The organism is Ornithinibacillus caprae, assembly GCF_009728145.1.
GTDB lineage: Bacteria > Bacillota > Bacilli > Bacillales > Amphibacillaceae > Ornithinibacillus > Ornithinibacillus caprae.
This window is the reverse complement of record NZ_WOCA01000010.1, coordinates 93,595-109,133: the sequence shown is the minus strand read 5'-3', so window position 1 is coordinate 109,133 and position 15,539 is coordinate 93,595. Positions and strand designations below refer to the sequence as shown.

At 30.6% G+C, this 15,539-nt stretch carries 9 protein-coding genes; all 9 read left to right on the top strand.

Annotated elements, in window-relative coordinates; translation table 11 throughout:
• Nucleotides 1-309 precede the first annotated feature (309 nt).
• The 9 genes from glmS (at nt 310) to GMD78_RS13205 (ending at nt 15,339) form a co-directional block, all read left to right on the top strand.
• Nucleotides 310-2,112 carry a glutamine--fructose-6-phosphate transaminase (isomerizing) gene (gene glmS / locus GMD78_RS13245; protein ID WP_155669293.1) on the top strand — a complete coding sequence of 601 codons (1,803 nt, stop codon included), beginning with the start codon at nt 310-312 and terminating at the stop codon, nt 2,110-2,112.
• A gap of 446 nt (nt 2,113-2,558) precedes the next feature.
• A complete protein-coding gene (locus GMD78_RS13240; protein ID WP_155669292.1) occupies nt 2,559-3,314 on the top strand; it encodes a PDDEXK family nuclease in 756 nt (251 codons plus the stop codon).
• Nucleotides 3,315-5,408: a Mu transposase C-terminal domain-containing protein gene (locus GMD78_RS13235; protein WP_155669291.1), complete on the top strand. Its 2,094-nt coding sequence runs from the start codon at nt 3,315-3,317 to the stop codon at nt 5,406-5,408.
• A complete protein-coding gene (locus GMD78_RS13230) occupies nt 5,405-6,334 on the top strand; it encodes a TniB family NTP-binding protein (protein ID WP_155669290.1) in 930 nt (309 codons plus the stop codon). The genes GMD78_RS13235 and GMD78_RS13230 overlap by 4 nt, the downstream gene beginning before the upstream one ends.
• Before the next feature lie 79 nt (nt 6,335-6,413).
• Entirely contained in the window at nt 6,414-8,000 is a 1,587-nt protein-coding gene (locus GMD78_RS13225; protein WP_155669289.1) for a TniQ family protein, read from the top strand.
• The gene (locus tag GMD78_RS13220) at nt 8,000-8,182 is read left to right on the top strand and encodes a hypothetical protein (RefSeq protein ID WP_155669288.1); all 183 of its coding nucleotides are present in this window, start codon (nt 8,000-8,002) and stop codon (nt 8,180-8,182) included. The genes GMD78_RS13225 and GMD78_RS13220 overlap by 1 nt, the downstream gene beginning before the upstream one ends.
• Before the next feature lie 23 nt (nt 8,183-8,205).
• Nucleotides 8,206-9,738: a TniQ family protein gene (locus GMD78_RS13215; protein WP_155669287.1), complete on the top strand. Its 1,533-nt coding sequence runs from the start codon at nt 8,206-8,208 to the stop codon at nt 9,736-9,738.
• A 957-nt stretch (nt 9,739-10,695) separates the two neighbouring features.
• On the top strand, nt 10,696-13,983 hold the full coding sequence (locus GMD78_RS13210) for a serine/threonine-protein kinase (protein ID WP_155669286.1): 3,288 nt from the start codon (nt 10,696-10,698) through the stop codon (nt 13,981-13,983).
• Entirely contained in the window at nt 13,984-15,339 is a 1,356-nt protein-coding gene (locus tag GMD78_RS13205) for a hypothetical protein (RefSeq protein WP_155669285.1), read from the top strand.
• Nucleotides 15,340-15,539 lie beyond the last annotated feature (200 nt).

Here is a 15,539-nt window from a genome sequence, read left to right as displayed (position 1 = left end):
AACTTATTCAAGAATAGAAAGGAGCATAGAGGTATTATTTAATATTTATAAGCGCCAGGACTATTTTCTGATCGGAAATGAAAATAGTTGACGAGGTTGAAGGTTATCGAATTTATCGGCGGGTGCCTTCCGGTTGTACATCTCAATCGTAAGCTTTTCCACTAAAACAATGAGGTAACTTATTGCACAAAGGGGAGAAGCAAGAGGTGATCAAACAATCACGAGAAAGGGGCAACAAACAAAAGCCCCTATTCAATAATGAATGTCAAGGTCGTTTGTTGCCCCTTTAATTAGAGGAGGAACAGCGATATGTGCGGAATTGTAGGATATATCGGACAAAATGATACAAAAGAAGTTTTACTAAATGGACTTGAGAAATTAGAATATCGAGGCTATGACTCAGCTGGAATAGCGATTTTAAATGATGATGGATTAAATCTTTTCAAAGTAAAGGGTCGTATTGCTACGCTTAGAGAAAGTGTAGATCACTCCATTCATGCAACTATGGGTATTGGTCATACTCGTTGGGCTACACACGGGGAACCAAGTGAGAGTAATGCTCACCCACATCAAAGTACGTCAAAAAGATTTACCCTTGTTCATAATGGTGTTATTGAGAATTATCAGGAATTAAAAAGGGAATATCTTTCGGATGTAAACTTTGCTAGTGAAACGGATACAGAGGTCGTTGTCCAGTTAATTGAAATGTTTTATGAGCAGCATCATGATACTGCTGAAGCGTTTCGTCAAGTTATGGGATTATTAAAAGGTTCTTATGCAATTGCGCTTATTGATCTAGAGGACCAAGATACGCTATATGTAGCGAAAAATAAAAGTCCCTTATTAGTCGGTCTAGGTGACGGATTCAATGTGGTTGCTAGTGACGCTATGGCAACATTAAAAGTGACGGATCAATATTTGGAAATTTACGATCAAGAAGTTGTATTAGTTAACCGAAACTTTGTTGAAGTTCAAAAGTTAGATGGAGCAGTTGTGGAACGTAAACCATATACTGCACAAATTGATGCAAGTGACATTGAAAAAGGTACGTATTCACATTTCATGCTGAAAGAAATTGATGAGCAGCCAATAGTGATGCGTAAAATCATTAACGAGTACCAAAATGAAAATAATGAGCTAAAGCTTGATGGAGATATTCGTCAAGCAATGAAAGCTGCTGACCGAATTTATATCATTGCAGCTGGAACGAGTTACCATGCTGGTTTAGTTGGTAAGGAATTTATTGAAAAATTAGCTAAGATTCCAGTTGAAGTCCATGTAGCAAGTGAATTTTCGTATAATATGCCATTGTTATCAGAAAAACCATTATTTATCTTTATTTCTCAAAGTGGGGAAACAGCTGATAGCCGTGCCGTATTAGTAAAAATAAAAGAAATGGGATACCCAGCACTGACAATTACTAATGTGCCAGGATCTACCCTTTCTCGTGAAGCGGATTATACCCTGCATCTCCATGCAGGCCCAGAGATCGCTGTAGCATCTACCAAAGCATATACTGCACAAATTGCAGTGTTAGCTATATTAGCGGTTGATACAGCAAACGCAAAAGGCATTGAATTAGACTTTGATCCAATGCAGGAATTAGCTATAGTTGCAAATGCGATGGAAGTACTAACCGCTCAAAAAGAAACAATTGAGCAGTTAACTAGAGATTATTTAGCAACAACACGTAATGCATTCTTTATCGGTCGAAGTGCAGACTATAACGTTTCGTTAGAAGGTGCATTAAAATTAAAAGAGATTTCCTATATCCAAGCAGAAGGATTTGCTGGTGGGGAGTTGAAGCACGGGACAATTGCCTTAATCGAAGAAGGTACACCTGTTATTGCATTAGCTACACAGGAAAATGTAAATTATTCAATTCGTGGTAATGTCCAAGAAGTTGTTGCCCGTGGCGCAAATGCTATGGTAATTAGCATGAAAGGTTTAGAACAGGATGAAGATGCATTTGTATTACCTCACGTGCACGAATTGTTAACACCACTTGTTAGTGTGGTACCTTTACAGCTATTAGCATACTACGCTGCATTGCACCGAGATTGTGATGTTGATAAGCCACGTAATTTGGCTAAGAGTGTTACAGTGGAGTAAAGTGTTGTTTTGTAGACTAAGTGTTTGTGAATTTTAATGTATTATGTCACGGTTTGTAGTATAATATGTCATAAGATTTTAAGAAGATCGTCATAATATTTTCAGCTAACTGTAGTGGGAAATGCTACTACAGTTAGCTCTAATAAATGTTCTTTAAATAAAAAATTAACAGAAACAGAAAAAGCTATTACTTAATATGTTTGTAATTTTTCAAAGTTTCTTTTGAAACATAAGTGCACCACTATATGGAAAAAATAAAGTTAGATAATGTAGAAAAATACTTAAAGCGGTGAAGAAATGAATATTGTTTTATTTTTTCTCAATAGAATACACTTTTTTAAAAACTCCTTCCGTTCTCGGGAGGAGTTTTTATTATATATAACTTCATAAAATTCTTCTTTGATGAAGTTATTTTAGTTTTGTCTAAATAGTAGGAGGAGATAAAGTTGGATTGGCTACAAAAGAAAAATTGGTTTAAAGAGGATGAGGAATTCTCTCCGAAACGTGAAGTGAATAATAAAAAGAGTAAGTTCATGCATCATAGTACAGGACATGTTTATAGTCGAAAGATGAAAAGGCACGTAGGGTATGAGTCACTTTGGGGGGAGTGTTTGTTTTATTATTTTTTAGAACTTGATCCATTGACGGTACGGTTCTATGAGCAACCAGTTGAAATTCCAATAAGGTATTTTAATGAAAATAATATCTTAGAAAGCTGGATACATGTGCCGGATGTATTAGTTTTTAGGCAAGGATTTAAGCCTCACTTATATCAAATTAAAATTGAGGGTTATGATGAAAAAACAAAAGATGTTGTAATTAATAAAGCTTGTGAAAAGTATTCAGAAAAAAGAAATTGGGATTATTCACTTTTAAAAACAAAGGAAGGAATCCCGGATGTTATCATTTCAAATGTTTTCTTATTAACAAATTTTTTAAAACCTCGAAAACACTATGAAAAGTACATTCCTGAAATTATTAACAAGATGAAGTATGTTGAACAAATAACAGTAATAGAACTTGCAAAAAGTTTTTCAGCCAAAGCTGATTTTCGTTTTGTCTTACCGATTGTTTATCATTTGATTGGAATTGGAAGGCTTCGAACAAATTTATATGAGACTATCAATGAAAAAAGTGAAGTTCAGTTAGGAAGTAACTTGGATGATGTGTTTTTATTATTTGAGAAGAAAAAGGTGAAATAAATGAAACAATTTAGATTAAACGTTAATGACTACTTTTCGTACTTAGGGGCGAAATATTACGTGCATTCGATAGAACCACCTAAGTTGCTTTTTATGAGAATAGATCATGAGGACAAGAGGGTACATGAAATAGAGTATATCAAATTAATTACTGACCCTACATTTAAACCAAATAATAAAGCTCATAAATTGTTGAAAAAGGAAGAAAAAAAGGAAGAGAAACGGCATAGATCTATACTGGATTCATTAAGTGAGAAACATAGGGAATCTGTTTCAGAAAAATTTATAATGATCAAACCAATTTTAGTTTATGAAAGAGCAAAAGACGGGGACTATGTTTCAATTCTCAAATTTAATGATTCATATGGAGATTTAATAAAGGATGGAGAAATGGTCCTAGATATTTCAAAAGAAGAACTTTACAAAAGGCTATCCGATAAATACGGAAAATCTAAGAGACAATTACAACGATATGTCCAAAGGTATTATCAAGTTGAAAATCAATTAACTAACCATGGAATTGAAGGACTTGTGAGAAAATCTATAAAAGAACCAAAAATACGAGAAGATGAAAAGCTAATAGAAATTTGTCATCCTAAAAACAAAGATGAAGTTTTAGCGGTAATTCGCATTAGAAAGGAAAAAGAATATGCGTCAATAATCAAAGATGGCATAGAAAAACACTATTTAAGTAAAGTAAAACCTTCAATAGCTCATGTTCATCAAATGATGGAAATTGCCTGTGATGACAAGGGATTGGAAAGGATTGGGTATGATACGGTCTATTATTTGATTACAAATAGGTTAGAACCGGAAATAAAGGATCGATTCAGAATGGGGGAAATAGCTAGCCAAAAATATGATCCTATCCTAAGGGGGATTTCTAACGAAATAGCGAAGGCACCTTTACATATAGTACAAATAGATCATACTCAATTGGATATGGATGTTATTGACGAGGACAGTGGATTTAACATTGGACGACCATGGATCACTATGGGTATAGATGTATTTACCAGAATGATTTGGTGTTTGCATGTTTCAATGGAAGATCCCTCTGGAAATAAAGTAAGAAAGGCAATCGAACACGGTATCTTTTTAAAAAAATCCAGGGAAAGATTTAATACTATTAATGAATGGGACATACATGGAATACCATCTATTATTTATCTGGATAATGGCCCGGATTTTAAAAGTGCAGCCGTAAAACGAATGATAGAAGAAACCCTTGAGGCGGAGGTTCGCTATCGTCCAGTGGGTACTCCTAAATACGGGGCTATAATTGAGAGAGTTTTTGGTACGATTAATAAAAACTTTATACATAACCAAATAGGTAATCGAAAAAGTAATCCAAAAGAATTAGGGGAATATGATGCAGAAAAAGAAGCTATTTTAACCTTAAGTGATATAACAGAAATATTAACTATGTACATCACTGATATTTACCATCATAAAGTTCATTCTTCATTACCATTGGATTATCCGACACCAACTGCCCGTTATTACCAAGCTCTAGAGGTACTAGGATTTCCGAATTATATTGAGGAAGAGGATGAGGATTATTACCGATTAGAGCTTCTTCCTATAACGAAAAGGAAATTGTCAAGAGACGGTATTAGATTTGAGAATGTCTATTATTCGTCTAGTAACTTAAATAATATACCAAAGAATAAAAGACATAAAATCAAGTTTGATCCGGATGATATGTCTCGAATTTATATTTTGGATCAATCTAAACATGAATATATCCAAGTTGCTGCATATAACCCCCCTGCAAAAGATTTACAAGGGATGAGCATAAAAACATACAAAATTATCCGGAAAATATTAAAAGATATAGGAGAATTAGTAACTAATCAAATACCTGGATCAAAGCTTATTGTTAAGGCGAAGAAAATACTAGTAGATAAGATTAACCAAAAAATAAAAAAGAATAAATCGGTGCGAAAACAAGCATTAAATTCAGGATTATCATTAACAGCAGTTCCAACCGAACAGCTTAAACCACAAAATACTAATACTTCAAAGAGTCAACTAGAAGAATTAGTGGAGAGGTTAAATAACGAAAAGGCAGAAAAGAGAGGACAATCTTGAAGAATGAATATACAGAGTTTCAAAAAAGAGTCATTAATCTTTATATAGAGCATCCAGAAGTGAAAAAGTTATGGGAAATCTTTGATAGAAAAAGGTTGTATAGGAGATTGGGTGCAGAACAAGATTCTGAAGAAGGTCAGCTACATTTATTTGTTAAAGGTAATTCAAGAGTTGGAAAATCTCAAATGATGAAGAAATATAAAAAACTTAACAAGGGGTATGAACATATCAAAGAGGATGGTACTGAAATTGATATAGTACCAGTCGCATATATGAACTGCCCTGCGCCATTTACAAAAAAAGGTTTGTACAACCAAATCATAAAGTCGTTAGGTGCAACAAAAATGTCAGGCGATGTAGAAACAATAAAGGATAGAGCGTATTTTTTATTAAAGGAACAAAAGTGCGAAATGCTAATTATTGATGAGTTAGATTATTTGCTTTCATCAACTTATGTAAGTCGTAAAGAATCTATGGAATTAATAAAAGGTATTACAAATGAAACGGATGTTTGTTTAATTCTGGTTGGTACTCATGAAACAGATAAATTAAGAAAGTTGGACCAACAGTACAAAGGAAGATTTCCGCCAAGAACAATCCCGGTATTTCAGACCTGTGATCAAAGTTTTATCGATTTATTGATTTCTATCGAGGAACAATTAGCAATACCAGACTATTCGTTGGAATTAGGAAATGCAGATAGTGCATTTCCAGAGCTGCTACATCAATTAAGTGGAGGTCTTTTAGGTTGGCTAACACCAATATTACGGGAAGCTTTCGCTATAGTAGGTGTATTTGAGCCAGACTTTAAAGATTTTTCAATTTTAAACAATATTGATGGAAACGTTCTAATTCAAGCTCGGGAAAACGTGCTAGGGGAAATAACTGAAGAGGATTTTGATGATGTAACGACTAATAAGATCTAAGACAACTAAAGCCTTAAATAATAAATATAAATTCTCTAGATAAAATTGGAAACAATATTATTTGGAGGTGTATATTTATATGAACCGGTTTACGGTAAGAATTAAACCTTATCTTGGAGAAGCTCTATCTAGCTTTTTATTCCGTCTATCTAAAGCAAACAGATTACAACTTATATCATTATTAAATAATTTTAAAGTAACTAAAGCACATTACATACAAAGAAATGATATAAATTTATTAGATTTCTCACCTTATAGCTTAGTTGATTTAAAAAGATTATCTGAAATGAACAACATACAGGAAAAAGAGATGCTTCAATTATCTTTTTACTTTTTCCTTAAAAAATTCCGTTCAGAAAAAGAAATTCAAAGAGCCCGCTTTATTTCCGGTATGGTTCGGGATCATTTTTGCTATTGTCCGAAATGTCTACTAGAGAAGCAGTATTTTCCGCTATTGTGGAAAATTGAAAATATAATTGTGTGCACTAAGCATGGAATTCCATTAGTAGATTCATGTGCAACTTGTAATAAAGAAGTTAAGCTAGAAAATCAATATGATTTAAGTTTATGTCCAAACTGCAGTTATCCATTAACAGATACTCTAAATGAACTTTCAATATTTGATGAGACTTTAAAGTATCAAGTTTGGTTGGAGCAGTCATGGAATATTTTATTTAATTCTACAGGATACAACTTGGATTCAGAGGATATTGCCATTAGAGTTTTGTATATATTAAATTCATATCAGCCTAAATTTCACAGAGGTATTGTAGAGTCGAATATGAAAGAGCCAAAATCATTACCAACACTATTACAACATGCAAGAGGAACATTATCACAAGAAAGAACTCTTCATCTATCCTACATCTTAAGAATACTTTACGAAAATGACATTTCAATGGAGAAATTTTTAGGGTTGAGTGTTAAAGAATCTTTTATAAATTCTATAAGAGGTAAGACAGTCTTGAAAAGTGACCAATTTTCATGTATGGCTCCTTGGTGCGCTAATTATGGAAAGTTAGGCTTAATGATTAAAACAGGTACCTCTTTTAAACGACTAGATTCGGGAGAAATATTGACTTACTATTTAGCCTGTTTAGAATGTGGATGTGAATATGCAGTAAATCAATTTAATGAATTAGAAGAGCGGACAAGCTTTATTGAAGGATACAGAATGCTAAAGGATATAGTTGATAAAACCAGTATTAACAAATTATCGAGAAAAACTGGTTTACCTGGGGATAAAGTAAAAAGGCATTTAGCTTATTTTCACTCAAGAGGTATTATTGAGTATCCCAGTCTTTTTTCAAACATAAGTGATGATTTCGTGAAGGCTTTTATTAATGGTATAAGAAATTACAAAACCATAAAACATATACAGGCGTGGGAATGCTGGAAAAGTTACTCTCATTTTCTATTACATCGTTATCACCCAGATGTAATGCGAGAAATTATAGAAACGAAGCGTCCTAGACAGTCTAAAAAGAGCAGTAATAATAGTCAAGTAAAGGTTCAGCACATAGTGGATCAGCTATTTAATGCCGATAAAGAAATAACTATTGCTGCTGTATCTGAAATTGCTGAAGTGTGCCCAGAAACTTTAAGAAATTGGGGCTGTAATCCATATATTGCAAAGAAATGCAGAAAGAATACAGGTTATCAATAATGAAAGAAAAAATTTATGAAGAAGTTGAATTATTTATAGAAAAAAATGAAAAAGTTGATTCCAGCTCATTGTATAAGTATATAGGAATAGGTAGGACAGTTTTGTGGAGAAAAGCTCCAGAATTAACTGCTTATATAAATGAAAGAATTAAAATACAAAATGATAAAGAGAAATTTTTATAGAACTTGTATTGAGGGGGTTCATTATGGGAAATAGGTTAACCATTAGACCAAAGCCCTTTGAGTATGAAAGTCTGAGTACTTATGTTTTGAGAGTTGCAAAAGCAAATTGCCTAAGTATTACAGACATCGCTTCATTAATTTACTCAAAGTATGAGATACAATATTTTTATAAATCAAAGTATCGATTAGATTTATATAAGACATTTGATATTACAAAATTAGGAGAAATTCTAAAAAAATCCGAGAAACAATTATTAAACAAAACGTTTATTCCTTTGTTGACAAAATTATCAATTATATATAATTGGGAAAATGGAAGCAGTCCAATAACTCGTGTTCTCATAGAAACCCGGAATAGGAAATACTGTCCAGATTGCTTAAGTGAGTTTGGTTATTATAATCTTATATGGCAATTTAATGATATAGATCTGTGTAATATTCATTTGAAAAAGTTAAGAAATACTTGCCCGTATTGTCATAAAGAACAAAGATATTTTTCTGAGACCTTAGTAAACATGAAGTGTCATGATTGTGGAGGGGACCTAACTTATGTCTCTAATGAAAATACGAAAACGAAATCAAAAGAATATATAATTTCCCAAAATAGGATTTATGATGATTATAAATTTTTGTTAAATACAATGGAGAATAATATTGTTTCAAGTATAAAAGGGTTCTCTCTTGAACAATCGATTTGTATAAAGTTGCTTTATCTTATTCAATATGGGCAAAAGGTAAAAAGTGAAAACATATATGATGACTTGATGATTAGAGGGAAACTTGGTTCTAAATATACAAAAGCAATCCTACGAATTATAAATGGAGACATTAAGTACGTAAATGTAAGTTTTCCTTATGTTATGAAAGTTTTACACTCTATGAATATGAGTGTTGAACAATTATTTTATGCAGAAGTTAGTGAATATTATATCGAATCTATATTTAATTTTCTTAGAAGAAATTCTCATAAAAGGGTATGCCTAACACCCTGGTGTTCTTCATATCAAAAATCTTTTAAGTTAAAAGGGCTTGAGAAGAAATACAAAATTGATAAGGGTATTAAATATGGAACCCCAGCTGTTTGTACGGGTTGCTTCATCACTTATGGAGTCAATATTACCAAAAATGAGTGGGAAGAAGTCGGTGAGAAAGTTAATCTATTAGAAAGAGTAATTGAATTAGATAATAAAGGATACAGCCAGAATAGTATTTTAAGAGAGTTATCAATTTCTAATTTATTGTTAATTAGATGTAAAGGTTATCTATTAAACCATAATTTAATAGAAGATAATAAAAATGTTATTACTAACTTAAGATATTCAGAAAAAGAAATCATAGATGGTTTTGTCTGCTCTATGTCCCAAACGACGGATAGCTCTAGAGATATTAGACGAAGATATCAATTATCTATTGCTCAATATTTCTATTTTTTATATTCAGATGCAGTTCAATATTATTTACACTTTAATGTTCAGAAAAGTAATCAGTTGGACAATAATAATGCAGCTATAAGAAATGCAATATTAATAGATTTGAAAAAATTACACAAGAAATAAATAGATTAATAGATAATGATGGGGATATTTCATTTTCGACTATTTCGAGGAACTTAAAATATCCTCGCAAAAAGTTAGCTAAAGATGGGGAAGCCAGACTGTTAATAGAAACGGGTATTGAAAAACATAGAAACTTTCGTAAATCAAAATCAATCAAAGAATTAAAACACAAGGCAGAGCTGTTTATTCAAAAAAAGCAACAAAGTGGTGAAAAAGTAACTGGAAAATTAATATACAGAAGTATTGGAAAAAGTAGAGATACAGTAAGAACTCAGTATCCAGTTTTAGCTAGATGGATTTCAAAACAAGTTGAATTAGATGAATTAAAATGGAGAGAGATGAAGATACAAAACTATATAGGTGATGATTGAGAATAATAGATAGAGGAATAAATGATGGGAAAATTCCGTCGATAAGAACAATTGCTAAACAATTGAATCTTAATGGGAAGCTTTATACAAGATATAGGTCGGTTTTAAATGCATTAAAAGAAAAGATTGATACTTTAAATTAAAATATCTTGTGTTCAATTAATTAAATTATAAATAATTTATGAAACACATAGATCGTATAGTTTTATTGATGTTATAGGGAAGTATAAATTAAGTATTTTTTATGATAAAATAATACTATTAGAAAATTACTAAAAGAGAAAAAATATATAATTGTAGTAAATAATCATATTAAATATATTCAAACATCTCTATTAATCTAGTTCTAATTAATAAAATATTGTACAAATTATAATCAGCTAATTAATTCCTAAATTCAAGGATTATAAAATAAATATAAAAACAAATTATCGGAAGTAATTATATTTTGTGTTTAAGGCAACTAGGAAGATCGGGAGGGGCTGGGAAACCATTTTAATTTTTCTTTCTTGTTGTCTTTCTTTTATAAAATAGAATTAAAAATTTAGCTAGGTAAATCGTTATGAAAGTAAGGGGTTGAAAGAAAATGTTAACTGAAACATATGAACAAATAAAGATATTAAAGTCAGGTGAGCAAAGTAATTCTGAAGTTGTCAAAATTAAGGATATATCAACTAAAAAACACTATGTAATGAAAATTATTAAGGGGATAAACACACCACTATACAATGTGCTTTTTGAGCGGGAGGTGGGGGCTTTAACAAAACTTAGAACATGTAAACACATTGTAAGATTAGAAAATTTTGATACTTACAACGATAAAAAGTATGGGAAGTGTGGAAGAGTATTTTTAGAATACATTGAAGGGGAAACCCTAAAAAATATTGATGTAATGGACTTAAATAATCCTCAGAAGTTTAATATAATTCAACAGCTAATCAATGCAGTTCAAGTAGCCCATGAGAATTCTATTATTCATAGAGATATTAACCCAAAAAATATTATGATCACTCAAGATTATCAAGTAAAGTTAATTGATTTTGGAATTAGTAAAATCAAAGATATGGTAAATACAGATACAACATATCAATTTGCTACAAATATATACGCAGCTCCAGAAGTGCATAAACATAGTGAAAATGCAACTGAAAAGAGTGATATTTATTCTTTAGGAGTTGTATTGTATTATCTATTTACCGGTGGAGAGCCTCCGAACTCGGAGTATATAGAAAGTGATATATACAAGACTGGAGGAATTGATATTGAATTGAAAGAAATAATAGTAAAAATGGTCAAAAATAATCCAAAAGATAGATATGAAAATATATTTGATGTTAAAAAATCATTACTAAAATTATTTGGAAGATATAGTAAAACAAATAAAACATTCGTATTTTCTCTTTCAACAGGAAAAATTGATCATATGAGGAACCTTTCGCTAATCCCCAAAAATGGTAAATACGATGAAATTGTTTCAAATATATATGAAGAATTTTTAGAATCCTATATAGCAGTTGAAAATGAAAACACAAATGAAGAGAAATTTTATCTCTATGGGCAACATTACTATTTCTTGTGTTTATATGATGATAGGAAACAGATATTTGATGTGGCTAAGGTTTTTAAACTACAACCGTTTAAAAAAGAGCAAATAAAGAAAAAAGCTATGTTTGTTAATGGGGATGTAAGAATTGTATTGTCTGGAAACAATACGCCTGGGAAAAATAATAATTTCGAATTAACTATAAATTCCAGAGACCAAAAAAAGGAGTATCTATCTTCTTTAAATGTGAACAATGAATATTCAAAGAATTTTTTTGCTTGGCATAAGTTATTAGAAATAATAGAGGATGAGTATAAAAGAAATGTACTAAGATTTAATTATTACTCTGTTAAGGTAGAAAATAATTATTGTATTTTTTCTATTCAAGAGGAAGATTATCACAATCTTGAAGAAAATAAAAATGAAGAAATAATGTTTATCTATGAAAACGGGGATGGTAAGAAAATTAGTATAATTGAAATTGGCTTTCTTAATAAATTTTACACGGTAAAAGGCCGATTTTACTTAAAGATTAAACTATCAACTAATAAAATCAGATTGCCGAGAAAAGGTGTTATTTGCGAAGATTACAGGAGAAATTTGTCGTTAATAAGTAGAGAAATGAAGGCGCTTAAATCTTTTAATAATGAGGATTATGCGAGTCCCTCAAATTTGAAAAGTATTTTCTCGGGAATAGAAACATCGAGTTATTTTAATGCACCTGATAGTCTAAGTTTTTTTAATAAGAATTTAGATGCAGCACAGAAAAGAGCTGTTACAAAAGCACTGAACTCTCAAGATATTTCCCTTATCCAAGGACCTCCAGGAACAGGAAAAACCAATGTTATTATTGAAATATTACGTCAAATACTAAATAAAAATAAGAACGGTCAAATTTTTAAACAAAATATACTACTTGTTTCACAGGCACATGCAGCTGTTGATAAAATGCTAGAAGATTTAGATGAATATTCAGATGACCATAATAAAGTAATTAGAATCGGCAGAGATGAAAATCTTAGTGAGATTGTTCGAAAAAAATACTCTGTAGATTATGCACAATCAAAATGGGTTAAAAAAATTATTAATAATAGTAATAGCTTTGCAAAGAGATTATTGGATTCTATGGATATAAATATAGGGGATTTTGATAGATACTGTGAAGCTTTTAGTGAATTGAAGTTTTCCAAGGAAAAGGAAAGTGATTTCAATAAAGAAGCTAAATCCTTTGTCAATTATTTTGAAAAAAAATATAGAGATCATTTGTTAAAAAAAGACTTTAAATCTTTAATGATTCAAAGAGAATGGGTTAGTCGAATTGTAGGAAGGATGGACATTCAACAACACTTCATTAAAAATGCAGTAATCGTTTCAGGAACTTGTACGGGCGTAGTTTCCAATTATATTATTAAAGATATGGTATTTGATTTTGTGATCATTGATGAAGCAGCAAAAGCAACTTTCCCTGAATTACTTGTCTCAATTATTAGGGCTAAAAAGATAATTATGGTTGGAGACCATAAACAGCTACCTCCAATTTTGGATGACAAATTGATAATGAATAGTAAGCAAGCATTTGATGAAAGCAAATTAGATTACAAAACATTATATGATAGCATATTTATGAAGCTTTTTAATCATTTACCGAAAGAAAACAAACAAATATTAAATACTCAATATAGAATGCACCCTGCAATTGGAACAATGATAAGTCAGTTGTTTTATGAAAACCATATTTCAAATGGCGTCCCTATAGCTAAAAGAATACATAATATTGAATTATATAAAGGTAAAGCAATTGTATGGATAGATACGTCAAGTTCACCGGAAAGAGCTGAAGAAAAAATCTTAAAAACTTATACAAATTTATTAGAAGCAAATATAGTTAAGGAACAGTTGAAAACTATTAATAATAACTTAAACGGAGAGACGTGTGATGTTGGGGTCATTACACCATATAGTGGACAAAAAAATTTAATCCGTAATGAAATACAACAAACAGTTTATGAGAATATTCATGGGAATGTTGTGGTCAATTCAGTGGATGCTTTTCAAGGTGGGCAAAAAGATATTATTATTTATTCTACGGTTAGGAGTAGTAATGACCATAAAAAAATAGGATTTTTAAAATCTGAAGAGAGATTAAATGTGGCATTTTCAAGAGCGAAGAAACTTTTAATTATAGTCGGAGATGCTAAGTTTTTATCTGAAATAACTATTGAAGAAAATAAGTTTCCTCAAATAATAAAGTATATAAAAGAAAATGAAAAGTACTGTGAAATCATTGATTATATTTCAATGCAAAAACACAGAATAGGGGAGGCGAAATAAATGTGGGATATCACATATGACTTAAACAGATTAATTGCACCTGAAAAAAATGGATATGATTTTATCAAAAAAATAAAGTTATATATACCATATAGAGAAATTGGTCTTAATACTTTAATTAGATCAGAGCAATCACTCCCTTTTTTTTATGAAGTGATTATGAAATTAGTTGAAAATAAATGTAATGAGATTGTTAATATTTCTGAATTAACAGGTGTTGAAGAAGAAATTTTAAATGATGTAGTTGGTGAAATGTCTATATTAGACCTAGTTTTTGTGAAAAGTAATGTACTAAATTTGACTGTTAAGGGTAAAGAAACTTTAAAGGAGTTAACACAGACTGTTATCGAAAGAGAAGAAATAAATCAAATATATGTTAACACTATTAATGGGAAGATAGTTGATTTAGAGCAACAATTTAAAAAGCCAGAAAATTACAGTGCTTCATTAGATGAGGTAATACGGGTTTCAGAAGAATATATTCATAATCGTTTTAATGATTTTAATGATTATTATCTAAAAAGACAAGAAGAGTATGCTTTAAAAGATTTAAACTTTAAAAAAGAGATATTCCAAATTTTAGGTAAGGAATATGAGCGGTTATGTTATATCGAGAAGATAGTATATGTATATAGAAATAATAAAGATAATGATTTGATTTATCATTGTGAAGATGATGAAGACAATATATACGCAACAACATTGGCAAGGCAAATTAACTATTTGCCTTCTGCAAGGAATTTTCTAGACAATCCATTTAATTGCGCTAAGCATTTGGGTACGAATTTAGAAATAAATAAAGAGATGAAAGAAAATACCGAAAAATTAGTTGTATTAATTGAAAATAGTGGCGGGCGAAATATAAGAGACTATTCTAAAGAATTGACAGATTACTATTTTGCAAATCGTTATTTATTAGATAAGGAGTATATCGAGATATTATTATTGTTATCTAGAAATATAAGACCTTCAGAAATAATCATTTCTTCCAGTCATTTAGAGGAAATACTGAATCATAATGTAATTACTGAACTACAGGTAAGCTTAGACCACACTAAAGTTACTATTTTTTGTGATTCTAATGGAAAAAGAAATAATCACTTAAAATCCAAGGTGATGAATTTTAAGAGTAAAAATAAAAAGAAAAATAAGATCCTATGGGTTGAGGGAAAAGCTATTAATCAAACAAACATTGTATTGTATCCTCAATGTGCCATTACAATAAATTATATGCCAATTCCAGTGGGTAATGATTATTTAATTCAAGAAATAGCAGAAATAACATTTGAACCAGAAGAAGTATATAAAACAAAAAAACTTTTCGATGTTAAAACATATGAGAAGCAGGTATTATAAAAAGTCCAATTCCGCTCTCACGAAAGCATTTCAGAACTATTTCAAATAGTATTGATTATGGCAGAAAAATACTCGCGAATCGATAAAATTTATAGTAAATATAAAGTCTATAAGAAGGGGCATAACATATTGTTATGTTCCTTATGAAATTGTATTTGGATCAGCAGGATTTTGTATTTAAAAGTAAATTTAATAATATT

Coding starts and splice junctions, on each gene's coding strand:
- glmS (WP_155669293.1), top strand. CDS start 310: ATGTGCGGAATTGTAGGATATATCGGACAAAATGATACAAAAGAAGTT.
- GMD78_RS13235 (WP_155669291.1), top strand. CDS start 3,315: ATGAAACAATTTAGATTAAACGTTAATGACTACTTTTCGTACTTAGGG.
- GMD78_RS13225 (WP_155669289.1), top strand. CDS start 6,414: ATGAACCGGTTTACGGTAAGAATTAAACCTTATCTTGGAGAAGCTCTA.
- GMD78_RS13220 (WP_155669288.1), top strand. CDS start 8,000: ATGAAAGAAAAAATTTATGAAGAAGTTGAATTATTTATAGAAAAAAAT.
- GMD78_RS13215 (WP_155669287.1), top strand. CDS start 8,206: ATGGGAAATAGGTTAACCATTAGACCAAAGCCCTTTGAGTATGAAAGT.
- GMD78_RS13210 (WP_155669286.1), top strand. CDS start 10,696: ATGTTAACTGAAACATATGAACAAATAAAGATATTAAAGTCAGGTGAG.
- GMD78_RS13205 (WP_155669285.1), top strand. CDS start 13,984: ATGTGGGATATCACATATGACTTAAACAGATTAATTGCACCTGAAAAA.